Source organism: Nonomuraea sp. NPDC048916, assembly GCF_040649575.1.
Classification (GTDB): domain Bacteria; phylum Actinomycetota; class Actinomycetes; order Streptosporangiales; family Streptosporangiaceae; genus Nonomuraea.
Genome location: NZ_JBEZFS010000008.1, coordinates 97,335 through 117,076, shown reverse-complemented (window position 1 = coordinate 117,076; position 19,742 = coordinate 97,335). Strand labels below are relative to the sequence as shown.

26 protein-coding genes are annotated in these 19,742 nt (G+C 72.3%); 15 read left to right on the top strand and 11 right to left on the bottom strand.

All coding sequences use genetic code 11. From position 1 onward, the window contains the following. A complete protein-coding gene (locus tag AB0C16_RS10275) occupies positions 1–1,332 on the bottom strand; it encodes an FAD-binding oxidoreductase (RefSeq protein WP_357681014.1) in 1,332 nt (443 codons plus the stop codon). Positions 1,333–1,503: 171 nt separating this feature from the next. Here AB0C16_RS10275 and AB0C16_RS10270 point away from each other — a divergent pair, with 171 nt between their 5' ends. The 7 genes from AB0C16_RS10270 (at position 1,504) to AB0C16_RS10240 (ending at position 6,467) form a co-directional block, all read left to right on the top strand. After that, the gene (locus tag AB0C16_RS10270) at positions 1,504–2,628 is read left to right on the top strand and encodes a sensor histidine kinase (protein ID WP_357681012.1); all 1,125 of its coding nucleotides are present in this window, start codon (positions 1,504–1,506) and stop codon (positions 2,626–2,628) included. Then, on the top strand, positions 2,625–3,302 hold the full coding sequence (locus AB0C16_RS10265; RefSeq protein WP_357681010.1) for a response regulator transcription factor: 678 nt from the start codon (positions 2,625–2,627) through the stop codon (positions 3,300–3,302). Before AB0C16_RS10270 ends, AB0C16_RS10265 begins: the two co-directional genes overlap by 4 nt. Positions 3,303–3,385: 83 nt before the next feature. After that, positions 3,386–3,538, top strand: a complete 153-nt coding sequence (locus tag AB0C16_RS10260; RefSeq protein WP_357681008.1) for a hypothetical protein — start codon at positions 3,386–3,388, stop codon at positions 3,536–3,538. Between the two features lie 24 nt (positions 3,539–3,562). Next, positions 3,563–3,766, top strand: coding sequence for a hypothetical protein (locus AB0C16_RS10255; RefSeq protein WP_357681006.1), 204 nt, complete (start codon positions 3,563–3,565; stop codon positions 3,764–3,766). Positions 3,767–3,805: 39 nt separating this feature from the next. After that, entirely contained in the window at positions 3,806–4,657 is an 852-nt protein-coding gene (locus AB0C16_RS10250; RefSeq protein WP_357681004.1) for a TetR/AcrR family transcriptional regulator, read from the top strand. 386 nt (positions 4,658–5,043) lie between these two features. Continuing rightward, on the top strand, positions 5,044–5,565 hold the full coding sequence (locus AB0C16_RS10245; RefSeq protein WP_357681002.1) for a GNAT family N-acetyltransferase: 522 nt from the start codon (positions 5,044–5,046) through the stop codon (positions 5,563–5,565). A gap of 140 nt (positions 5,566–5,705) precedes the next feature. After that, a complete protein-coding gene (locus AB0C16_RS10240; protein ID WP_357681000.1) occupies positions 5,706–6,467 on the top strand; it encodes an SDR family oxidoreductase in 762 nt (253 codons plus the stop codon). Between the two features lie 82 nt (positions 6,468–6,549). On the opposite strand, the gene AB0C16_RS10235 is transcribed toward AB0C16_RS10240, so the two are convergent. Both AB0C16_RS10235 and AB0C16_RS10230 read right to left on the bottom strand, forming a co-directional pair. Continuing rightward, positions 6,550–7,020, bottom strand: coding sequence for a pyridoxamine 5'-phosphate oxidase family protein (locus AB0C16_RS10235; protein ID WP_357680998.1), 471 nt, complete (start codon positions 7,018–7,020; stop codon positions 6,550–6,552). Between the two features lie 35 nt (positions 7,021–7,055). Beyond that, positions 7,056–7,505 carry a hypothetical protein gene (locus AB0C16_RS10230; protein WP_357680996.1) on the bottom strand — a complete coding sequence of 150 codons (450 nt, stop codon included), beginning with the start codon at positions 7,503–7,505 and terminating at the stop codon, positions 7,056–7,058. Positions 7,506–7,625: 120 nt separating this feature from the next. Here AB0C16_RS10230 and AB0C16_RS10225 point away from each other — a divergent pair, with 120 nt between their 5' ends. Together AB0C16_RS10225 and AB0C16_RS10220 are read left to right on the top strand one after the other, a co-directional pair. Continuing rightward, positions 7,626–8,279, top strand: a complete 654-nt coding sequence (locus AB0C16_RS10225) for a response regulator transcription factor (RefSeq protein WP_357680995.1) — start codon at positions 7,626–7,628, stop codon at positions 8,277–8,279. A gap of 48 nt (positions 8,280–8,327) precedes the next feature. Further along, positions 8,328–9,506, top strand: coding sequence for an ATP-binding protein (locus AB0C16_RS10220; protein WP_357680993.1), 1,179 nt, complete (start codon positions 8,328–8,330; stop codon positions 9,504–9,506). Between the two features lie 98 nt (positions 9,507–9,604). Here AB0C16_RS10220 and AB0C16_RS10215 read toward each other — a convergent pair whose 3' ends face one another. After that, positions 9,605–10,216, bottom strand: coding sequence for a CGNR zinc finger domain-containing protein (locus tag AB0C16_RS10215; RefSeq protein WP_357680991.1), 612 nt, complete (start codon positions 10,214–10,216; stop codon positions 9,605–9,607). A gap of 98 nt (positions 10,217–10,314) precedes the next feature. Between AB0C16_RS10215 and AB0C16_RS10210 the strand changes: the two genes are divergently transcribed. Continuing rightward, a complete protein-coding gene (locus AB0C16_RS10210) occupies positions 10,315–11,193 on the top strand; it encodes a hypothetical protein (protein WP_357680989.1) in 879 nt (292 codons plus the stop codon). Positions 11,194–11,197: 4 nt separating this feature from the next. On the opposite strand, the gene AB0C16_RS10205 is transcribed toward AB0C16_RS10210, so the two are convergent. Further along, complete coding sequence (locus AB0C16_RS10205) at positions 11,198–11,539, bottom strand: VOC family protein (protein WP_357680987.1); 342 nt, start codon at positions 11,537–11,539, stop codon at positions 11,198–11,200. Positions 11,540–11,616: 77 nt separating this feature from the next. Between AB0C16_RS10205 and AB0C16_RS10200 the strand changes: the two genes are divergently transcribed. Together AB0C16_RS10200 and AB0C16_RS10195 are read left to right on the top strand one after the other, a co-directional pair. Then, positions 11,617–11,940, top strand: a complete 324-nt coding sequence (locus AB0C16_RS10200) for a metalloregulator ArsR/SmtB family transcription factor (protein WP_357680985.1) — start codon at positions 11,617–11,619, stop codon at positions 11,938–11,940. Further along, a complete protein-coding gene (locus AB0C16_RS10195; protein ID WP_357680983.1) occupies positions 11,937–12,356 on the top strand; it encodes an SRPBCC domain-containing protein in 420 nt (139 codons plus the stop codon). The genes AB0C16_RS10200 and AB0C16_RS10195 overlap by 4 nt, the downstream gene beginning before the upstream one ends. Before the next feature lie 7 nt (positions 12,357–12,363). Here the strand turns inward: AB0C16_RS10195 and AB0C16_RS10190 are convergent, their stop codons facing one another. The 6 genes from AB0C16_RS10190 to AB0C16_RS10165 all read right to left on the bottom strand — a co-directional run bounded on the left by AB0C16_RS10190 (position 12,364) and on the right by AB0C16_RS10165 (position 16,763). Next, positions 12,364–12,576, bottom strand: coding sequence for a hypothetical protein (locus AB0C16_RS10190; protein WP_189127566.1), 213 nt, complete (start codon positions 12,574–12,576; stop codon positions 12,364–12,366). A 3-nt stretch (positions 12,577–12,579) separates the two neighbouring features. Next, positions 12,580–13,308 carry an alpha/beta hydrolase gene (locus AB0C16_RS10185; RefSeq protein WP_357680981.1) on the bottom strand — a complete coding sequence of 243 codons (729 nt, stop codon included), beginning with the start codon at positions 13,306–13,308 and terminating at the stop codon, positions 12,580–12,582. Between the two features lie 140 nt (positions 13,309–13,448). Then, the gene (locus AB0C16_RS10180) at positions 13,449–14,420 is read right to left on the bottom strand and encodes a YafY family protein (protein ID WP_357680979.1); all 972 of its coding nucleotides are present in this window, start codon (positions 14,418–14,420) and stop codon (positions 13,449–13,451) included. A gap of 117 nt (positions 14,421–14,537) precedes the next feature. Next, entirely contained in the window at positions 14,538–15,155 is a 618-nt protein-coding gene (locus AB0C16_RS10175; protein WP_357680977.1) for an ATP-dependent Clp protease proteolytic subunit, read from the bottom strand. A gap of 1 nt (position 15,156) precedes the next feature. After that, positions 15,157–15,720 (bottom strand): ATP-dependent Clp protease proteolytic subunit, encoded by a 564-nt coding sequence (locus AB0C16_RS10170; RefSeq protein ID WP_357680975.1) that lies wholly within the window; start codon positions 15,718–15,720, stop codon positions 15,157–15,159. Between the two features lie 272 nt (positions 15,721–15,992). Next, a complete protein-coding gene (locus AB0C16_RS10165; RefSeq protein WP_357680973.1) occupies positions 15,993–16,763 on the bottom strand; it encodes a hypothetical protein in 771 nt (256 codons plus the stop codon). 56 nt (positions 16,764–16,819) lie between these two features. On the opposite strand from AB0C16_RS10165, the gene AB0C16_RS10160 reads away from it, so the two are divergent. The 3 genes from AB0C16_RS10160 to AB0C16_RS10150 are packed head-to-tail and all read left to right on the top strand — an operon-like array spanning position 16,820 to position 19,735. Further along, positions 16,820–17,821, top strand: coding sequence for an AAA family ATPase (locus tag AB0C16_RS10160; protein WP_357680971.1), 1,002 nt, complete (start codon positions 16,820–16,822; stop codon positions 17,819–17,821). Continuing rightward, positions 17,818–18,753, top strand: a complete 936-nt coding sequence (locus AB0C16_RS10155) for a DUF58 domain-containing protein (protein WP_357680969.1) — start codon at positions 17,818–17,820, stop codon at positions 18,751–18,753. The genes AB0C16_RS10160 and AB0C16_RS10155 overlap by 4 nt, the downstream gene beginning before the upstream one ends. A 34-nt stretch (positions 18,754–18,787) precedes the next feature. Next, the gene (locus AB0C16_RS10150) at positions 18,788–19,735 is read left to right on the top strand and encodes a VWA domain-containing protein (RefSeq protein ID WP_357680967.1); all 948 of its coding nucleotides are present in this window, start codon (positions 18,788–18,790) and stop codon (positions 19,733–19,735) included. Positions 19,736–19,742: the final 7 nt, after the last annotated feature.

Here is a 19,742-nt window from a genome sequence, read left to right as displayed (position 1 = left end):
TCAGGCCGGCGGGATGTTGTGGGTGTGGCCGAACAGGTTGTCCGGGTCCCAGTCCCGCTTGACCCGGGTCAGCCGCTCGTGGTCGGCCGCGGTGTAGGCGTCGCGCGTCCTGGCGGGGTCGGTGAGGAAGTTCAGGAACGAGCCGCCGGTCGCGTGCGGTCGCAGGCCGGCGGCCAGCTCGCGCAGGTAGGACCGGGCGGGCTCGTCGGGCCCGTCGAGCATCGCCGTGGCGATGACGGAGAACGGCACATCGCGGTGGCCCACCGGCCCGGCGTCCGGCGCCGGCCGGGCCATCGCGCCGCCCCAGTGGCGCAGCTCCACCGCCGTCACGGGCGAGCCCGTCGCGGTCAGGATGGTCTCGATCGCGTCGTCCGGCACCTGGTGGAGCAGTTCCAGGTGCTGCCTGAGGGCCGTCGGCCGCGGCTCCGGGCCCCCGAAGGCCGTCGCCGCCTCCCCGAAGGTCATCGCGGCGAAACCGCCCGCCGTCACCGGTCCCGCCGCCTCCAGCAGCGGCGCGAGAAGGCGGCGGCCCTCCTCGGCGGGGCCCGCGTGGCAGGCGCGCACGGCCAGCGCCCAGCCGTCCCGCGAGCCGGGCATCCGCATGAGGATGATCGAGGTGTTCAGCTCGTCCGGCTCGGTCGAAGCCCATTCGCGGTAGCGGGCCAGCGTGGCGGCGGCCCGGTCCACGGAGTGCAGCGTCATGCCGGCGTAGACCTCGGCGACCGGGTGGAGGCGGAACTCGAGCGAGGTCACCACGCCGAAGTTGCCGCCACCGCCGCGCAGCGCCCAGAACAGCTCCGGGTGCTCGCTCGGGCCGGCCACGACCGTCTCGCCACCGGCCGTCACGAGCTCGGCCCTCAGCAGGTTGTCGGCCGCGTAGCCGTGCAGCCGGGACAGCCAGCCGGTGCCGCCGCCCAGCGTGTAGCCGGTCACGCCGATCGCGGGCGTGCCGGACAGCGGCGCGAGACCGTACGGGGCGGCGGCGGCGATCACGTCGGACCAGAGCGCGCCGGGCTCGGCCCGGGCGGTGCGGCGGCCGGGATCGACGTGAACGGCGGCCAGCCGCGACGTCTTGAGCAGCAGACCGCCATCCGCGGGCACGTGGGTGCCGTGGCCGGTGGCCTGGACGGCGAACGGCAGGCCGTGCTCGCGGGCCGCCATGACGGCGGCCCGCACGTCGCGGATGTGGGCCGCCTCGGCCACGAGGGCGGGGCGAGGGTCGAGGACGCGGTTCCAGGCGAGCCGTTCGGCGTCGTAGCGCTCGTCGCCCGGCAGGTGCAGGTTTCCGTCGAAGGCGCCGCGCAGGAGGCGGGCGGCGGTGTCGGTCGTCATGGGCATGGATGAGATCGTCGCCTCCGGAGGGGGTCGCGGTCGTCCCGCCTGCGAAGGCATCTGCGGCTACCCGGCCCGGCGTACGCGGGGCGCGGATACCTCGCCGGGAGTAGTGCCGGAATCCGACCTGGTGCGGAGGAGGGTGATCGCGTCAGGCTCTACTGTTCAGGGATGAGCTCTGAGCGTATGGCTGACCTGGCGCTCGCGCTGGTGGTCGCCGTCCTGCTGGAGATCGGCGCGCTTCCGCTGCCCGGCGCGCTGCCCCTCGACCATCTGGTCATCGTGGCGGGTGCGCTGGCGCTGGCCGCCTGGCGGACCGCGCCGGTGGTGGCGCTGGCCGTGGCCACCGCGTGCATGCTGGTCTACTCGGTGCGGCTGGATCCCGGGCCTTCGGCGGCGTTCCCGGTGCTGGTCGCCGTGTTCGCCGCCGCCCGGAGCGGCCACCGGCTGCCGGTCGCGGTGGCCGCGGCCGTCTTCCTCGGCGCGCGGCTCGCCGGCGACCTGGCCGGCGCCGCGGGCGGGCCTCCGCAGCCGCTCGTCGAGCGCACGGTGCTGCTGCTCGGCTGGTTCCTGGCGGCCGGGGTGGCCGGCACCGTGTCCCGGCACCGGCGGGCCTACCTGCGTCAGGTGGAGGAACGGGCCGCCGAGGCCGAGCGCACCCGCGAGGAGGCGGCGCTACGGCGGGCCGGAGAGGAACGGCTGCGCATCGCCAGAGAGCTGCACGACTCGCTCACGCACAGCATCTCGATCATCAAGGTGCAGGCCGGGGTCGCCGTCCACCTGGCCCGCAAGCGTGGCGAGGAGGTGCCCGAGGCGCTGCTGGCCATCCAGGAGGCCAGCGGCGAGGCCATGCGCGAGCTGCGCGCGACGCTGGAGGTGCTGCGCGACTCGGCCGGCGATCCGCCGGGCAGCGGGCTGGACCGGCTCGACGAGCTGGTGCGGCGGGCTCGCTCCGCCGGACTGCCCGCCACCGTGACCGTCGACGGCCGGCCGGGGGCGCTGCCCGCCGAGGTCGACCAGGCCGCCTACCGGATCGTCCAGGAGGCGCTGACCAACGTGGCCAGGCACGCCGGGCCGGCGTCCGCGTCGGTGCGCATCGGCTACACCGGCGACCGGCTGGTCGTGCAGGTCGACGACGACGGCCGGGCCGGCTCGGCGGCCGTCCCCGTGCCGGGGGTCGGGCTGCAGGGCATGCGGGAACGCGTCACCGCGCTCGGCGGCCGGCTGCTGGCCGGTCCGCGCCCCGAGGGCGGCTTCACCGTCCGCGCCGAACTTCCCCTGCAGGAGGCCCCATGATCCGCGTGTTGCTCGCCGACGACCAGACGCTCATCCGCGCCGGGTTCCGCGCCCTGCTGAGCTCGGAGGACGACATCGAGGTGGTCGCCGAGGCCCCCAACGGCGAGCAGGCCATCGCCCTGGCCCTGCGGCACCTGCCCGACGTGGCGCTCATCGACGTGCAGATGCCCGTGATGGACGGCATCGAGGCGACCCGGCGCATCGCCGCCGACGACCGGCTGAGCGGGGTGCACGTGGTGATCCTCACCAACTACGGCCTGGACGAGTACGTCTTCGAGGCCCTGCGCGCGGGCGCCGGCGGCTTCCTGGTCAAGGACACCGAGCCGGCCGACCTGCTCCAGGGTGTGCGCGTCGCCGCGCGGGGCGACGCGCTGCTCTCGCCCGCGATCACCCGGCGGCTGATCTCCGAGTACGTCGCCCGCCGCCCCGAGCCCGTCCCCGCCGACCTGGACATCCTCACCAACCGCGAGCGCGAGGTGGTGGCGCTGGTGGCGCGCGGCCTGTCCAACGACGAGATCGCCGCCCATATGGTGATCAGCCCGGCCACGGCCAAGACGCACGTCAGCCGGGCCATGACCAAGCTCCAGGCCCGCGACCGCGCCCAGCTCGTGGTCCTCGCCTACGAGACCGGGCTGGTCACCCCGCGCGGGCGAACCCATCCCGGGCCGATATAGGCAAGATTTTTTTCGCAAACTCACCACCCTGGGCCTCATCGAGGTGGCAACAGGCCGCCATCGGCTCCGAATACCTGCCCGCGATGACCGCCGGGGAGCTGCGCGGCCTCGGCCGGGAGATGCACGCCCTCATCGAGAAATGGCAGGCGCGGGCGCGGGCGGCCCAGGAGGCGGGCGACACCGAGGGCCGCGAGAACGTCGCCCTCCACCTGTACGGATTCCCGTTCAGGACCTGACGACCCGACCTGAGGAGGCGGCCCATGGACCCCGGCTCGCACCTTTACACCGACCGGTTCCGTGCCCGGGAGCTGCGCGAGGAGGCCGAGCGGTGGCGCCTGGCCCAGGAGCACGCGCCTCCGCCCACATGGTCCGCCGGCGCCCACGCCCTCGGCTGGCTGCTGGTGGAGCTCGGGCTGCGCCTGGTGCGCGTGCCGGGCACCGTACGGCATCGACCATATCCTTAGGCCGTAAAGAGACGCCGCGAAGAGGCAAGGAGCAGCGCTTTGGTGGTCTTCGCCGGTCAGGGTGACGCACGCCGGTCCATGGCCCTGCTGTGGGGCTCGGGCGACTCCCCCGAGGCGCGCCCGGGGCCCAAGCCCGGCCTCAGCGTCGAACGGATCGTGGACGCGGCGATCACCGTCGCCGACACCGAGGGGATGGCCTCGCTGTCCATGCGGGCGGTGGGAGAGCGGCTCGGCCGCACGGCGATGGCCCTCTACACCTACGTGCCCGGCAAGGCCGAACTGGTCGACCTCATGTACGACCGGGCGCTGGGCGAGCTGCCGACCGGCTACGACCTGTCGGCGGGCTGGCGGAAGGCGCTGACCGCGTGGGCCGACGACACCTGCGCCTGCTACCTGCGCCATCCGTGGCTGCTGCTGGTGTCGCAGGCACGCCCGGTGCTGGGCCCCAACGAGTACCTCACGCTCGAGACGCTGCTGGGCGTCCTGCGCGAGACCGGGCTCGACGGCGACGTGCTGCGGCGCGTCGTGGGCACGCTGTTCCACTTCGTGCGCGGGGCGGCGCAGACGATCGCGGAGGCCCGCCAGGCCGAGGCCGCGACAGGGGTGTCCGACCACGCGTGGTGGCTCGGCCGGTCCGGCCCGCTGAGGGAGGCCGCGCCCGACTTCGCGTCCCGGTTCCCCAACGTGACCTGGCTGGAGTCGAGCTCCTCTCCCCGCCCGCCCGGCGAGCCCGGCCCCTACCTGGAATACGAGGCCAGGAAGACGTTCGAGGGCGGTCTGGCGATCATCTTCGACGGCATCGAGACCGCCCGGCAGGCACGGCCAGACGCATCCCCGCAGGTCGGGGGCCAGTCCTTCGATCCCACGCCGGCTAGGAGCGTGGGTCGGTAACGAGTAAGTGGCCTGCTGATCGTGATCGATGGGAGATCGGTCGCGGTTGCCCCGCTGGCGCCTGTGAGACCGTGGTTGGGGCCCTGTCCATCGGATGTGCGGCCTGGTAGGACCTGACTGTCCAGCTGGTCAGCTGGCGAGAGAGGCCGGCCCGGCCGTTCCGGCGTGTCGGAAGATCTTGCGGAGGTTGTGGCAGGTGGCCAGCAGTCGCCACTCGCCGCAGGCTCCGTCCTTGCCACGCAGGAGGGGTTCAGCGCGTCCGAGGGGTTGGTCGTCACGTCGGCGGCGGTGATGACCTGGTGTTCGGCGTCCATGGCGGCCTGGGCGTTGCCCGGTCGGATAATCCAAGTGCGGTCTGTTCGCCCCGCGTGATACTCCTCCCTGTCATGAGCGATCTTGTGACAGCGCGGCTCGTGCTTCATCCGATGACCGTCAGCGAGGCTGAGCGAGTGGTGGCGGGCGAGTCGGGCACCGGTGCCCGATGGGCACCCGGATACCCCGCCGATGGGGACGTATTCGCAGCCAAGCGCTTCCTGCGTACCTGTGCGGACACCGGTGATCCCCAGCCGTTCGGTAACTATGAGATCCGTCGCCGCGAGGACGGTCAGGCGATCGGCGGCGTGGGCTTCCACGCACCTGCGGACAAGAACGGCAGCGTCACGATCGGCTATGGCCTCATCCCGTCAGTGCGGGGCAAGGGATATGCCTCCGAAGCCCTCCGCGGACTGCTGAAGTTCGCGCGGGCACGCGGCGTCACCTGCGTGAAAGGCGACGCAGACCACGACAACATCGCATCCCATCACGTCATGATCGCAGCGGGCATGCGGCCGGCCGGACAAGACGAGCGCGTCAGGTACTTCGAGATCGCCTGGACCGACACGACGGCGAATACTGACCCACGCTCCTAGTGGCTGACCGAGCCCCACCTCCCGTCGCGCCCCGTGTTCACGCCACGCTCGGGCGCGTCCGCGGAGCACGCCCGAGCCGGGCGGTGACAGCCTCAAGGCCACCGGGCCGACACGGATCGGGGCTGCTAGATTGACGGCCCGTGTCCGAATACCTTGACGAACTCTTTTCCCTCCACGGCCGCCGTGCCTTGGTGACCGGCGGCAGCTCAGGCATCGGTTACGCCATGGCCGAGGCGATCGGCCGGGCCGGCGCCGACGTGGTGATCGTCGCCCGCCGGCAGGGCGAGCTCGACAAGACCGTGGAGCGGCTGCGCCGGCACGGCGTGACGGCCTCCAGCCTCAGCGCCGACCTGGGCGACCGCGACGCCGTCAAGCGCGTCTGCGCCGCCGCCGGCGAGATCGACATCCTGGTCAACGACGCGGCCAACAACATCCGCAAACCCATGGCCGAGCTCACCGAGGACGACTACGAGCAGACCATCGCCGTCAACCTGACCGCCCCCTACCTGCTCGGCCAGCACTTCGGGCCGCGCATGGCCGAGCGCGGCTGGGGTCGCATCATCAACGTCGGCTCACAGCAGACCGTCAGCGCGTTCGGCGACAGCGGCGTCTACGGCGCGTCCAAGGCCGCCATCGCCGGGTTGACCCGCTCCCAGGCCGAGGCCTGGTCGGCCCGTGGCGTCTGCGTCAACACGATCATCCCCGGATTCGTGCTGACCCCGCTCACCGAACCGGCTCAGGCCATCCCCGGCCGCGTCGAACAACTCGCCGCCCGCCACATGACCGGCCGCAACGGCGTGCCCGCCGACTTCGCCGGCGCGGCGGTCTTCCTGGCCGGTGACGCCTCCGCATTTGTCACCGGTCAGATGCTCTTCGTCGACGGGGGTTTCTTCGTGCACTAGTTCTTCGTGCACTAGTTCTTCGTGCACTAGTTCTTCGTGCACTAGGAGGTGCTCTACAGGGCCATCGCCTTTACAACGTAGATTATTTACGTCGGATCCGCCGTGTTCCCACCCCCTCACGCCACACCTCGATCACCAGTTCGTCACCCTCCACCCGGGTCCAGACCACCTCGGACAGTTGGACCCTGAACAGGTGTGAGCCGGTGCCCGGCAGGTTGAAGGAGGCCAGCACCTCCCCGTCGGTGATCTCCACCGCACGCCCGGCCAGCTTGACGTCGCCCTTCCAGGCCGACGGGTCGCTCTCGTCGGGATCGGTGGAGGTGACGTGCAGGGCCATCCGGGGATCGCGCCGCAGGTCCAGCGCCTTGACCGCCCCCGACATCGACCCCATCCACAGATCTCCGTCGCGGAACTGCGACTCGGTGCCGCTCACCCGCGGCGACCCGTCCTTGCGCAGGGTGGCCAGCACCTTGTGCCGGTGCTCGTCCATCAGCGCCCGCGCGGTCTTCGCCAGCCCGGGCGCCTGCTGCTCGAACTCATGCCATGAAGCCATGGCCGACATCATGTACGCCGCCACCGACAGAATCCTCATGAGGCGAGTGCCGGCGCCGGGGGCGCCGCCGGAGCCGACGGCGGCACCAGGCGCGCCAAGCCCGCCGGGTGCGCCGGGTGCGCCGGGTGCGCCGGGTGCGCCGGGTGCGCGGGGGCCACTGGCGCCTCGGGCGCTCCCGGCAGCCCGGAGCCGGAGGGCACCAGCGACTCACACGCCTTCACCGCCGCCCCGTACTTCTCGGACAGGACGTCGACACGCTCGCCCCTGATGTCGAGGTTGACCAGCCCGTCCCCGGAGACCGTGACCTCGGGGAAGTCGGGCAGCCCGTGCGAGCGCATGCAGGCGGTGAACGCCTTGCCGTCCCCGCTGGAGGCAGTGGAGGCAGTGGAGACGGCGGACACGGCGGCCGGAGCGGCCGTCCCGCCCACGCCCACGGCGAGGACCATGGCGGCGAGGATCGCCCGCCTGATCGTTGATCTTCTCATGGTGGTTCTCCGTTCCTTCCGGTGAGTTGCCGATGGAGCCAGACAAGCCGGGGACCGGTTACGGGGCGGGAACGGCGGCGGTTACCCCTCTGTAACCGGGAGCCGGGCATCCTGGGGATCATGAGGGTGTTGGTGGTCGAGGACCACGAGGAACTGGCCCAGACGGTGGCCACGGGGCTACGCCGCGAGGGCATGGCCGTGGACGTGGTGCTGGACGGCGAGGCCGCACTCGAACGCACGGCGGTCAACGACTACGACGTCGTCGTCCTCGACCGCGACCTGCCGGGTGTGCACGGTGACCAGGTGTGCGGGGCCCTGGCCGGCAAGGGCCATCCCGCTCGGGTGCTCATGCTCACCGCCGCCGGGACGATCGACGACAGGGTGACCGGGCTGGGTCTGGGCGCCGACGACTACCTGCCCAAGCCGTTCGCCTTCGCCGAGTTGGTCGCCCGGATCCGGGCGCTCGCCAGGCGGTCGCGCCCGGCCCTGCCGCCGGTGCTCGTCCACGGCGACCTGCGGCTCGACCCGGCCACCCGGATCGCCACCCGCGACGGGCACCGGCTGCCGTTGAGCCCCAAGGAGTTCGCCGTGCTGGAGCTGCTGCTGGCCGCCCGGGGCGCGGTGGTCTCCGCCGAACAGCTCCTGGAGCGGGGCTGGGACGAGTTCGCCGACCCGTTCACGCAGACCGTGAAGGTGACGATCAGCCGGTTACGCCGTAAGCTCGGCGACCCGCCGCTGATCGAGACGCTTCCGCAGGCCGGATACCGGATCTGAGGCCCTCCCGCCGACGGGTCCGGGCGTCACCGTGATCAAGGAGTTGCGATGAGGCGGACGGTGCGGCTGCGCCTGACCCTGCTCTACAGCGGCCTGTTCCTGGTGGCCGGGGCGCTGCTGGTCGCCCTCATCTACTTCCTGGTCGAGCACTCACCCTTCCCCGGCCCGCCTGGCGCCCCCTCCCCGCCCGGCGGGCACGAGCTGCCGGTCACGGCGCCCCGGCTCGCCATCGAAGAGGAACAGAACGCGAACCTGCGCCGATTGCTGGTCAACTCCCTGATCTCGCTGGCCGTCATGGCGTTCGCGTCGATGCTGCTCGGCTGGCTCATGGCCGGGCGGGTGCTGCGCCCGCTGGGCGACATGACCGCCACCGTACGGCGCATCACGGCCGACCGGCTCGACCGGCGGCTGGCCGCGTCCGGGCCGGACGACGAGCTCAAGGAACTGGCCGACACCTTCGACGAGCTGCTGGACCGGCTCGAGGCCGCGTTCACGGCGCAGCGGCGGTTCGTCGCCAACGCCTCTCATGAGCTGCGCACCCCGCTGACGCTGCAGCGGGCCATGACCGAGGTCGCGCTCACCGATCCGGAAGCCGATGCCGCGTCGCTGCGGGCCGTGCTGGAGCGTCTGCTGGCCGCCGGGAAGCACCAGGAACGGCTCATCGAGGCGCTGCTCACCCTGGCCCGGAGCCAGCAGGGCCTGCACCACCGGGAGTCCTTCGACCTGGCGGTGATCACCGCCCACTCCCTCGACCACCACGACCAGCCCCAGGAACGGACACAGGAACAGGTAGAGGAACGGGCGCAGCGCGGACACCATGACCGGGATCGGGCACAGGACCAAGAGCGGCGTGTGCGCATCGAGCCGGCGCTCGGGCCGGCACCCGCGTCCGGTGACCGCGCCCTGGTCGAACGGCTGGTCTCGAACCTGCTGGACAACGCCGTACGGCACAACGTGCCCGGCGGCTGGGTCTCGGTGGCGACTGCCGTACGGTCCGGCCGCCCCGTTCTCAGGGTCTCCAACAGCGGCCCAGTGATCCCTCCTGACCGGGTCCACACGCTCCTGCAGCCCTTCCAGCGCCTGGAGACGGGCCGGAAGGCCGGCGGCGACGGCCTGGGGCTGGGCTTGTCGATCGTCGCCGCCATCGTCCAGGCCCATGACGGCGTCCTGGACGCCCGCCCCCGCCCGGACGGCGGGCTCGACGTGACCGTCACCCTACGACCGTGACCGAGGATCAAGCCGGAGCCGGAGCCGGAGCCAGACCGGAGCCGGACCGGATGCCAGGCCAAGCCGGGGCCGGGGTCAGGCCGGGTGCCGGACCGGGGTCAGGTGCGGCGGCGGGCGCGGTAGGCGCTGGCCTTGGCGCGGTTCTGGCACGACAGGCCGCAGAACCTGCGCGAGGCGTTGCGGGTGACGTCGAAGAAGACCAGGTCGCAGCCCTCCGCCTGGCAGGACCGGAGCCGCACCCCCTGCCCCACCCCGATCACCATGGCCAGCGCCGTGCCCGTGTCGGCCGCCCAGGCGTCGACCGAGTCGGCCTGCGGCCGGTGGAAGGCCAGCCTGGGCGGGTCGCCGTACAGACTGGGCACCGCGCCATGCCGCACCAGCAGCTCGTTGAGGCGGGCGATCGCGCGCGGGTCACCGGCGAAGAGCGGGCGCAGCTCGGACGCCACCCCGGTCAGCCGGTCGGCGTCGACGGCGGTCAGCGGCCGCTCGGCGGCCGTGCCCACGCCGGAGCCCGCGACGACACCCGCGCCGGGGCCGGCGATGGTGCCCGGCGACCGCTGATCGCCATGGTCAGGGGCGGAGTCGCGGGCCGTGTCGAGGGCGTGCAGGAGGGCGGCCAGCCGCCCGGCGGCGTCGGGCGGTGGCGGGGCGGGGCGGCCGTGGGCGCGGTCCACGGCGAGAGTGTTCACCAGGAGCGTGGCGAACTCCACCCACCGCCCGACATAACTGTCTATTTGAGATTGACCAGTGATGCGCCATGGGTCTATCGTCACCGTCATACCTTATCTAGACAGTGAGGACTTTCGACATGCCGACCTACCGCAGGCTGGCCCGCCGCATGTGGCACCACCTGGAGCCCGTCCACGCGGCCCTGTACTTCTCGCCGCAGGCTTTCGAGGAGGCCGCGGCGCTCGGTTACGACGTGGAGTCGCGCTGGCCGAGTTACTTCGCCTACCGGACGGCCCCGCTGGGCGACGTGGGCACGCACCTGGCCGTGGCCACCTACTACAGCTTCCAGCCCGGGATGATCGCCGGGCACATTCCGGCCATCTGGCACACCGCCTCTCCCGAGCAGGTGCTGCGGGCCCGGTCGCGGGCGGTCGACCGGACCTACCGCGCCCTGCTCGGCGACAGGGTCGAGGGCCCCGAGGTGGTTGAGGCGGCCGAGCTGGCACGGCGGGCGGCGGAGAGCGTGACCGTGGCGCACCGGCCGTTCGCCGCCGCCAACCTCGACCTGCCGTGGCCCGACGAGCCGCACCTGGCGCTCTGGCAGGCCGCCACCGTGCTGCGCGAGCACCGCGGCGACGGCCACCTGGCGGCGCTGCTGACCGCGGGGCTCGACCCGTGCGAGTCGCTGGTGTCGTTCGCCGCCGTCGACGCCGCCCCGGTGGCGAACTTCGCCGGTCGCGGGTGGAGCGGGCAGGAGTGGGCCGAAGCCCGGGACCGGCTGGCCTCGCGCGGCCTGGTCGACGGCGACGGCCAGGCCACCGACGCGGGCCGGGAGCTGCGCGACCAGGTGGAGCGGATGACCGACGAGCTGGCCGCCGAGCCGTGGCGGAAGCTGGGCGAGGAGCGCGCGGACCGGCTGGCGCAGCTCGTCCTGCCGTTCATGGGCGCCGTCTTCGAGTCAGGCATGCTGCCGATGACCAGCACGCTCGGCATCGCCACGGTCAAGGCCCCCGACTGACGGGTCAAGCCAGGCCGGGCGCGGGCTCCCACAGGCTGAGCTCGGTGCCCTGGTCGTCGGTGCAGGCACAGCTGCGTCCCGACGTGCTGTCGATCACCTTCCCGGCCGTCCCGCCCAGCTCGCGGGCCCGCTCGACGGCGGCGTCGATGTCGTCGACCTGGTAGTAGAGGTTGGGCTGCGTCGACGGGCCGGTCGAGGTGAAGCCCATCGGCACGGTGGTGTTGGTGACGTGCAGGTAGGTCTCGCGCTCCCGCTTGAACTCCCAGCCGAACAGCGCGCCGTAGAAGGCGGCCGCCCGGTCGAGGTCCTGGACGGACAGCGTGTAGTAACCCAGCTGGACAGCCATACGCGAACCTCCGCAATAATTACCGCTATCGTTAACGATTAAGAGCATAACGAAAGCGGTCAAAGATTAACAACAACGTGAACGATGTGGACGCGACGCTGGCCGCCCTCGCCGATCCCACCCGGCGCAAGGTGATCGACCTGCTGCGCGACCGGCCGCGGGCGGCCGGCGAGCTGGCGCAGGCCGTCCAGATGAGCGCGCCCGCGCTGAGCAGGCACCTGCGCGTGCTGCGGGCCGGCGGGCTGGTCCGCGCCGAGACCGGCGGCGAGGACGCCCGCCTGCGCGTCTACACCCTGTGCCCCGAGCCGTTCACCGCCCTGCAGGCGTGGCTGGACCAGGTGCAGGCGTTCTGGGCCGAACAGCTCGGCTCGTTCAAGAACCACGTGGAGCGCGGCCGGTGAACTCCGTGCGGGCCGGCGTCACCGTGCCGGTCGATCCGGCCACCGCGTTCCGGATCTTCACCGACGAGATCGACGACTGGTTCGTGCGCGGCCCCTACAGCTGGGTCGACCCCGCCCGCGCGATCGGCATCCGGTTCCAGGACGGCTACCTGCGCGAGCTGTGGTCCGACGGCGGCCACGTCGACACCGGCAGGATCCTCACCTGGGACCCGCCGCGCCGCCTCGTCTGGGCCGACCTGCTCAACCCGACCGGCCGGATGGAGATCGAGGTGGCCTTCTCCCCCGTCGACGGCGGCACCGAGGTGGTGCTGGAGCACCGCGGCCTCGACACGCTCCCGCCCGACGTGGCCGGGCGGATCCGGCGCGGCTACTCCTGGAACATCGTGCTCGGATGGTACGCCGACCGGTGGTCGTGAGCCCCCGCTAGCCTCGCCCGTACTTCTTGTGCACGGCCTGCTTGCTCACCCCGATCGCGTGGGCGATCTGCGCCCAGGGCAGGCCCGCCACCCGGGCCCGGCGCACCTGCACCGCCTCCATCCGCTCGAGCTCGCGGCGCAGCGCCGTGGTGGCCTCCAGAGCCCGCAGCGGGTCGTCGTCCTGAGCCTGCCGCATGAGGGTCGCCAGGTCGTTCGTCATGCGTCAAAGGTAGTCGAGCAGCAGGGCGGTGACCTCTCGCGGACGTTCGAGAGCCGGCAGGTGCCCGGCCCAGTCGAGCTCCACCAGCTCGGCCCGCGGCAGCCCGGCGGCGACGTGGCGGGCGCTGCGCTGGAAGAACGGCAGGTCGTGGGCGCCGCCGACGACCAGCGCGGGCACCTCGATGCCGGACAGGGTGTAGTCGGGCGCGAACTGCGACGGCTCCGGATCGGCGGCCAGCTGCATGGCGAACGCGTGGGTCTGCATGGCCACCAGCCGCTCCCGGGTGGCCGCGTCGGCCTCGGGGCCCAGCCAGGTGCGCGCGTTGAGCTCGGCGGCGGCGGCCACGTCGCCCGCCTCCAGCAGGCGGTTCTCCTCGGCTCCGAACTCCCGCAGGTCGGGCGTCGCCGGCAGGTCGGAGCCGGGGTTGAGCAGCACCAGCCGGGTAGCCAGATGCGACAGCTGCAGTGCGACCTTGCAGCCGTAGGAGGAGCCGACCAGCGCCGCCCGGCTCACGCCGAGCGCGCCGAGCACCTCCGCCACGTCTCCCGCGTCGCTGTACGGCTCCGCCGCCTGGTAGGGGGTGTGGCCGAAGCCCCGGTAGTCGGCCCGGACGACCCGGAACCGCCCGGCCAGCGCCTCCCACTGGCCGTCCCACATGCCGGCGTCGGCCGCGCTCGACGCCAGCAGCACCACCGGATCGCCCGAACCCGCCTCTTCGTACCAGATCGTCATCGGGACTCCACCGCGAGCCGCACGCCCAGGCCGATGAGGAGGACCGCGGTGCTCACGCCCGGGACCATGGCCACCAGGACGCAGGCCCCGATGAACGCTATGAGATACATGACCGGCATGGTGGCAGAAGTCGGCCGCGATCACTCATACATTTTTCCGAGCTCGGCGACCGCCTCGGCCATCAGCGCGCGCAGCTCGGGCGGCCCCAGCACCTCCACGTCGGCCCCCATGCGCAGCAGCAGCCAGCGGGCGTGGCCGATCGACTCGACCGGCACGGTCAGCGTGCGCCAGCCCTCGGCGTCGGGCTCGCCCGCGCCGGCCAGCGCCGCGGCCACCACGTCGCGGCCCAGCGTGTAGGAGAGCAGGCCGTCACGGCCGGGGGCCAGTCTGATGACGGCCTCGGCGGTGTACATGCGCTCGCGGAACTCCTTGGAGTAGGCGTGCCAGAACCGGGCCAGGTCGAAGCCCTCCGGCCGGTCGAAGCGGCCGGGCAGCGTCTCGAGCGTCTGGACGCGCGAGACGCGGTAGGTGCGCGGGGCGTGACCTTCGGGCGCGGCGATCAGATACCACGAGCCGCCCTTGAGGACCAGCCCGTAGGGATGGATCAACCGCTCGACCTCCTGGTTGCCCCAGCGCCGGTAGGTCATCCGGAGCGGCCTTCGCTCCCACACCGCCTCGGAGACCTCGGCCAGGTGCGGCACGTCGTCGGCGCCGCGATACCAGCCCGGCACGTCGAGCAGGAACCGCTCGCGCATCCGGGAAGCGTGTGAGCGGGGCTCCGGCGGCAGCGCGGCCAGCAGTTTCAGCTCGGCGTTGGCCGCCAGCTCGGCCAGCCCCAGCTCGGCGGCCGGGCCGGGCAGCGCGGCCAGGAACAGCGAGGACGCCTCCTCGGCGGTCAGCCCGTTGAGCCGGGTGCGGTAGCCGTCGAGCAACTGGTAGCCGCCGGCGGGACCGCGGTCGGCGTAGACGGGCACCCCGGCCGCCGACAGCGCCTCCACGTCGCGGTAGACGGTGCGGACCGACACCTCCAGCTCCTCGGCCAGGTCGGGAGCGGTCATGCGGCCGCGCGTCTGCAGGAGCAGCAGGAGCGAGAGCAGGCGGCTGGCGCGCATGCCGCCATTGTAGGGACCGCCCCGTCAGGCGGGCCTGCCCGAGTGCCAGGCCCCTGTGCGCGGCACCGCGCGCAGGGGGCCGGTGGCGCGCCGGCGGACCCGGCGCGCCATCGGCCGTCAGCGGGCCGGGACCAGGGCGCGCTTTCTCGACGCGTAGATGTCGTCGATCAGCCTGTAGGAGCGAGCCTGCTCGGCGGTGAAGATGCGGTCGCGCTCGATGTCGCGCCTGATCTCCAGCGTCGGGCGCCCGGTGTGCCGGGCGAGGATCTCCTCCTGCTGGTCGCGCATGCGCAGGATCTCGCGGGCGTGGATCTCCAGGTCGCTCGACTGGCCGCGTCCGCCCTCGGTGGCCGGCTGGTGGAGCAGCACCCGGGCGTGCGGCAGCGCGGCCCGCTTGCCCGGCGCGCCGGCCGCCAGCAGGATCGCCGCCGCCGAGGCGGCCTCACCGATGCAGACGGTGTGGATCTCCGGCCGGACGAACTGCATCGTGTCGTAGATGGCGGCCATCGCCGTGAACGACCCGCCCGGCGAGTTGATGTACATGTTGATGTCCTGGTCGGGGTCGATCGACTCCAGCGTGAGAAGCTGCGCCATCACGTCGTTGGCGGACGTGTCGTCGATCGGGGTGCCGAGGAAGATCACCCGGTCCTCGAACAGCTTGTTGTACGGGTTCATCTCCTTGACACCGTAGGAGGTGCGCTCCGTGAAGGAGGGCAGCACGTAACGTCCGCTCATGTCAGTTGAGCCCCTCGGCGATGTGGTCGACGAAGCCGTATTCCAGCGCCTCCCGCGCGGTGAACCAGCGGTCGCGGTCGGAGTCGGCCTGGATGCGCTCCAGCGGCTGACCGGTGTGCTGGGCGATGATCTCGGCCATCCGGCGCTTGGTGTGGATCAGGTTCTCGGCCTGGATCTGGATGTCGGTCGCCGAGCCGCCGATGCCGCCGAGCGGCTGGTGCATGACGATCCGGGCGTTGGGCAGGGCGTAGCGCTTGCCCGGGGCGCCGGCGCACAGCAGCAGCTGGCCCATGGAGGCGGCGAAGCCCATCGCGACCGTCGCCACGTCACACGGGACGAATTGCATCATGTCGTACAGTGCCATGCCGGCCGACACCGAACCGCCCGGCGAATTGATGTAAAGGGTCACGTCGCGCTTGGGATCCTCGGCCGCGAGCAATAGCAGCTCGCCGCAGAGGCGGTTGCATATGTCGTCGTCGACCTCCTGACCGAGAACGAGGATGCGTTCCTTCATCAGACGCTGACTGAGCTGGTCGGGCCACTGGGTCCGGGTGGTTTCGCTCACGGGTCACCTTTCTGCCGAACTATTTCTCCGACGCTAGACCGGAGCCGGCCGAATGGCGCCGCCTTTTCGCTGGGGGCGCATTTCTCCAAAGGCGCATTCCACCGAGAGCGAATAGTCATCGACATGCGTTCGCGAATGTGAGAAAGCAGCCGCCGGGCCTTATGCGCGCGCGAGACCCGGCAGGTGCGCGGGGCGTGGCGCAAGCCGGCATACGGGTCCCTGACGACTCCCTGACGACTCCCTGACGACGCGAGGCGAAGGCGCGAGACGGGTCAGAGGGGCGACTTGTCGCCCTGGTCGTCTCCGGGGGACCGGCCGGGGCTGCCCGGGCCGCTGTCGGTGGGCGACCGCGTCGGGCTGGGCGAGGGCTCGCGTGGCCCGGGGCTGACGGGGACCGGCGGCGGCGACGGCTCGAAGTTGGTCGGCGGCAGCGGCCTGGGCATCGGCTCGGCGTCCTGCCGGCCCACCACCAGCAACAGCAGGATCACCCCGAGCAGCAGCAACAGCACGGCCAGCGCCAGCGCGGCGAGCAGCACCCGCCTCGCGGTCTCGGTCAGCGGGCGCCGGCCGGGCGGCGGGGCGGGCAGCGCGGGCGAGCGGTCGGTCAGCCAGTAGGGGACGAAGTCGGGGCCGTGCGCCTGCCCGATGAACGTCCCGCCGACCATGACCGGCTCCAGGAACCGCTCGGCTCCCGGCCGGCCCGGCGCGTACGGCACGGCCACCCATGGCGCCCGGCCGGTGTCCATGGCCAGCACCTGGGGCGCTCCGTCGAGCACGGCGGCCCGCGATCTGGCGGCCCGTTCGAGCCAGCCCCGCACGCCGCCGCGCACGGCCGCCTCCCGGATCGCGGTGACGAACCGCTCGCGGGCGGCCGTGTCCAGGGCCGCTCCCCGGGTCAGCACGGCCAGCGAGACCGCGCGCCCGTCGGCCGCCTGGGCGAGGTACACGAACCCGGCCGGAGCCGTGTGCAGGCGCGCCTGCACCACGAAGGGCCCCAGCCGGGGCGGATCGCCGTACTGCAGCGGACTTGCCACGTTTGCCATGAAAGCACAGACGTGGCGTCGTGCACGTTTGCGGCACGTTTGGTGGAATGGGCCTCATGAGCGTCGCCGAAGAGTTGCCAGGCGGAACCGACGCGGCCGTGCTGCGTCAGACCCTCGACGAGGTCCGGCGTGTCATCGTCGGGCAGGACCACATGGTCGAGAGGCTGGTCGTGGCCCTGCTCGCGCGCGGGCACTGCCTGCTGGAAGGAGTCCCGGGCGTCGCCAAGACCCTTGCCGCCTCCACTCTGGCCACCGTCGTGGGCGGCACGTTCGCCCGCATCCAGTTCACCCCCGATCTGGTGCCGAGCGACATCGTCGGCACCCGGGTGTTCCACCCGTCCAACGAGAAGTTCGACGTCGAGCTGGGCCCGGTGTTCGTGAACTTCCTGCTCGCCGACGAGATCAACCGCGCCCCGGCCAAGGTGCAGTCGGCGCTGCTGGAGGTCATGGCCGAGCGCCAGGTCACGCTGGCCGGCGTCACCCACGGGCTGCCCAGGCCGTTCGTCGTGCTGGCCACCCAGAACCCGATCGAGTCCGAGGGCGTCTACCCGCTGCCCGAGGTGCAGCGCGACCGGTTCCTGTTCCGGGTGCGGGTGCCGCATCCCAGCGCCCCCGAGGAGCTGGAGATCCTGCACCGGATGAGCGTCACCCCGCCCACGCCGGAGCGGGTGCTCGACCCGCAGCGGCTGATGGCGCTGCAGGAGGCCGCCGAGCAGGTCTCGATCCACCAGCTGGTCGCCGACTACGTGGTACGGCTGGTCATGTCCACCCGCGCGCCCGCCGAGTACGGCGTGCCCGACCTGGCCGAGGCCATCGAGATCGGCGTCAGCCCGCGGGCCACGCTCGGCCTGGTCGCCGCCGGGCGGGCGCTGGCGCTGCTGCGCGGCCGCGACTACCTGCTGCCCGACGACGTACGGGACGTGGCGGTCGACGTCATGGGGCACCGGCTGATGCTCACCTTCGACGCGCTGGCCGACGGGGTCGATCCCGAGCAGGTCGTCCGGCAGATCCTGCACGCGGTGCCGCCGCCTCTCGTCGTCTGGAACCAGAACCGTTGACGGCGACCGCGGAGCAGGCGCTGCGCCGGCTGGAGCTGGTGGTGACCAGGAAGCTCGACGGGCTGCTGCACGGCGCGCACCAGGGGCTGCTGCCCGGCACGGGCAGCGAGTCGGGCGACAGCCGCGTGTACGTGCCCGGCGAGGACGACGTGCGGCGGATGGACTGGGCGGTGACCGCGCGCACGACCGTGCCGCACGTGCGGGATCTGATCGCCGACCGGGAGCTGGAGACGTGGGCGCTGGCGGATCTGTCGCCGAGCATGGACTTCGGCACGGCCGACACCGACAAGCGTGACCTGGTGGTGTCGGCGATCGGCGCGATCGGGTTCCTGTCCAGCCGGATGGGCGACCGGTTCGGCGCGCTGGTGATACACGACGAGTTCCTGCACCGGATGCCCGCGCGCACCGGCCGTCCCGCCCTGTACGGGCTGCTGCACTCGCTGATGGACGCGCCGCGCGGCCGGCCGGTGCCCGACGCGCCCGATCTGGGGGAGGGCATCGAGGTGCTGTCGGCGACCCGCAGGCGGCGCGGCATGCGCGTGGTCGTGTCGGACTTCCTCGACGCCCGGCCCGAGCTCGATCCCGGCGCCGAGCGGCCGTGGGAGCGGCCGATCCGCCGGCTGGCGGCCCGCCACCAGGTGCTGGCGGTCGAGGTGCTCGACCCGCGTGAGCTCGAACTGCCCGACGTGGGCCGGGTCGCGTTCGCCGACCCCGAGACCGGGAAAGTACGCGAAGTGCACCTTTCACCCAAAGTTCGCCACGCTTACGCCGAGGCGGCCGCACTGCAGCGGGAGGGCACCAGAGCGGCGCTGCGCCGGGCCGGGGTGGCGCACCTGGTGCTGCGCACCGACCGCGACTGGGTGTTCGATGTGGCACAGTTCGTGCTACGCCAGCGCCGCATCGGCCACCTCGCCCGCCGGAGGGTGACGTGACCGGGCACCCCGGAGCGGCCACGAAGGAGGCGTCATGAGTTTCCTCGCCCCCGCCTGGCTGTGGTTGTTCGTCCTGCTGGCGCTGCTGATCGCGGGATACGTGGCCGCGCAGCTCGCGCGGCGCCGCTACACCGTCCGCTTCACCAACCTCGCGCTGCTCGACCTGGTCGCCCCCGCCGGTCCCGGCTGGCGGCGGCACGTGGCCCCGCTGCTGTTCCTGGCCATGATGTCGCTGCTGGTCATCGGCGCGGCCAAACCCGCCGACCAGGTCAAGGTGCCGCGCGACCGCGCCACCATCATGATCGCCCTGGACGTGTCGCTGTCGATGGACGCCGACGACGTCCAGCCCAACCGGATCACCGCCGCCAAGGCCGCCGCCCAGGCGTTCGTCAGCGAGCTGCCCGACCGGTTCAACGTCGGCGTGGTCTCCTTCGCCCGTTCGGCCAACGTCGTCATCTCCCCCACCACCGACCACCAGGCGGTGGTAACCGCCATCGGCAACCTGTCGACCCGGCCCGGCACCGCGATCGGCGAGGCGGTGTTCAACGCGCTCGACTCGGTGCGCTCCTTCGACCAGGACGCCGTCACCGACCCGCCGCCCGCCGCGATCGTGCTGCTGTCCGACGGCGACAACACCTCCGGCCGATCGGTCAACGAGGCCATCGACGCCGCCAAGCAGGCGCGGGTGCCGGTCTCCACGATCGCGTACGGCACGCAGGAGGGGACGGTCTCCATCGACGGCCGCCCGGTCAACGTGCCGGTCAACAAGCAGACGCTGCAGTCGCTGTCCGACGGCACCAGCGGCCGGGCCTACTCGGCGGAGTCGGGCAACGAGCTGCGCGACGTGTACGAGCAGATCGGCACCTCGCTCGGCTTCAAGCTGGTCGACCAGGAGATCACCCAGTGGTTCATCGTGGCCGCGATCCTGTGCGGGCTGCTGGTGGCCGGTGCCGCGGTCCTGTTCGGTGCCCGGATCCCGTAACGTTCTG

Excerpts from the sequence above, each read along its gene's own strand:
- AB0C16_RS10275 (WP_357681014.1), bottom strand. The coding sequence starts at position 1,332 with ATGACGACCGACACCGCCGCCCGCCTCCTGCGCGGCGCCTTCGACGGA.
- AB0C16_RS10270 (WP_357681012.1), top strand. The coding sequence starts at position 1,504 with ATGAGCTCTGAGCGTATGGCTGACCTGGCGCTCGCGCTGGTGGTCGCC.
- AB0C16_RS10265 (WP_357681010.1), top strand. The coding sequence starts at position 2,625 with ATGATCCGCGTGTTGCTCGCCGACGACCAGACGCTCATCCGCGCCGGG.
- AB0C16_RS10260 (WP_357681008.1), top strand. The coding sequence starts at position 3,386 with ATGACCGCCGGGGAGCTGCGCGGCCTCGGCCGGGAGATGCACGCCCTC.
- AB0C16_RS10255 (WP_357681006.1), top strand. The coding sequence starts at position 3,563 with ATGGACCCCGGCTCGCACCTTTACACCGACCGGTTCCGTGCCCGGGAG.
- AB0C16_RS10245 (WP_357681002.1), top strand. The coding sequence starts at position 5,044 with ATGAGCGATCTTGTGACAGCGCGGCTCGTGCTTCATCCGATGACCGTC.
- AB0C16_RS10235 (WP_357680998.1), bottom strand. The coding sequence starts at position 7,020 with ATGGCTTCATGGCATGAGTTCGAGCAGCAGGCGCCCGGGCTGGCGAAG.
- AB0C16_RS10230 (WP_357680996.1), bottom strand. The coding sequence starts at position 7,505 with ATGAGAAGATCAACGATCAGGCGGGCGATCCTCGCCGCCATGGTCCTC.
- AB0C16_RS10225 (WP_357680995.1), top strand. The coding sequence starts at position 7,626 with ATGAGGGTGTTGGTGGTCGAGGACCACGAGGAACTGGCCCAGACGGTG.
- AB0C16_RS10220 (WP_357680993.1), top strand. The coding sequence starts at position 8,328 with ATGAGGCGGACGGTGCGGCTGCGCCTGACCCTGCTCTACAGCGGCCTG.
- AB0C16_RS10210 (WP_357680989.1), top strand. The coding sequence starts at position 10,315 with ATGCCGACCTACCGCAGGCTGGCCCGCCGCATGTGGCACCACCTGGAG.
- AB0C16_RS10205 (WP_357680987.1), bottom strand. The coding sequence starts at position 11,539 with ATGGCTGTCCAGCTGGGTTACTACACGCTGTCCGTCCAGGACCTCGAC.
- AB0C16_RS10190 (WP_189127566.1), bottom strand. The coding sequence starts at position 12,576 with ATGACGAACGACCTGGCGACCCTCATGCGGCAGGCTCAGGACGACGAC.
- AB0C16_RS10185 (WP_357680981.1), bottom strand. The coding sequence starts at position 13,308 with ATGACGATCTGGTACGAAGAGGCGGGTTCGGGCGATCCGGTGGTGCTG.
- AB0C16_RS10180 (WP_357680979.1), bottom strand. The coding sequence starts at position 14,420 with ATGCGCGCCAGCCGCCTGCTCTCGCTCCTGCTGCTCCTGCAGACGCGC.
- AB0C16_RS10175 (WP_357680977.1), bottom strand. The coding sequence starts at position 15,155 with ATGAGCGGACGTTACGTGCTGCCCTCCTTCACGGAGCGCACCTCCTAC.
- AB0C16_RS10165 (WP_357680973.1), bottom strand. The coding sequence starts at position 16,763 with ATGGCAAACGTGGCAAGTCCGCTGCAGTACGGCGATCCGCCCCGGCTG.
- AB0C16_RS10160 (WP_357680971.1), top strand. The coding sequence starts at position 16,820 with ATGAGCGTCGCCGAAGAGTTGCCAGGCGGAACCGACGCGGCCGTGCTG.
- AB0C16_RS10150 (WP_357680967.1), top strand. The coding sequence starts at position 18,788 with ATGAGTTTCCTCGCCCCCGCCTGGCTGTGGTTGTTCGTCCTGCTGGCG.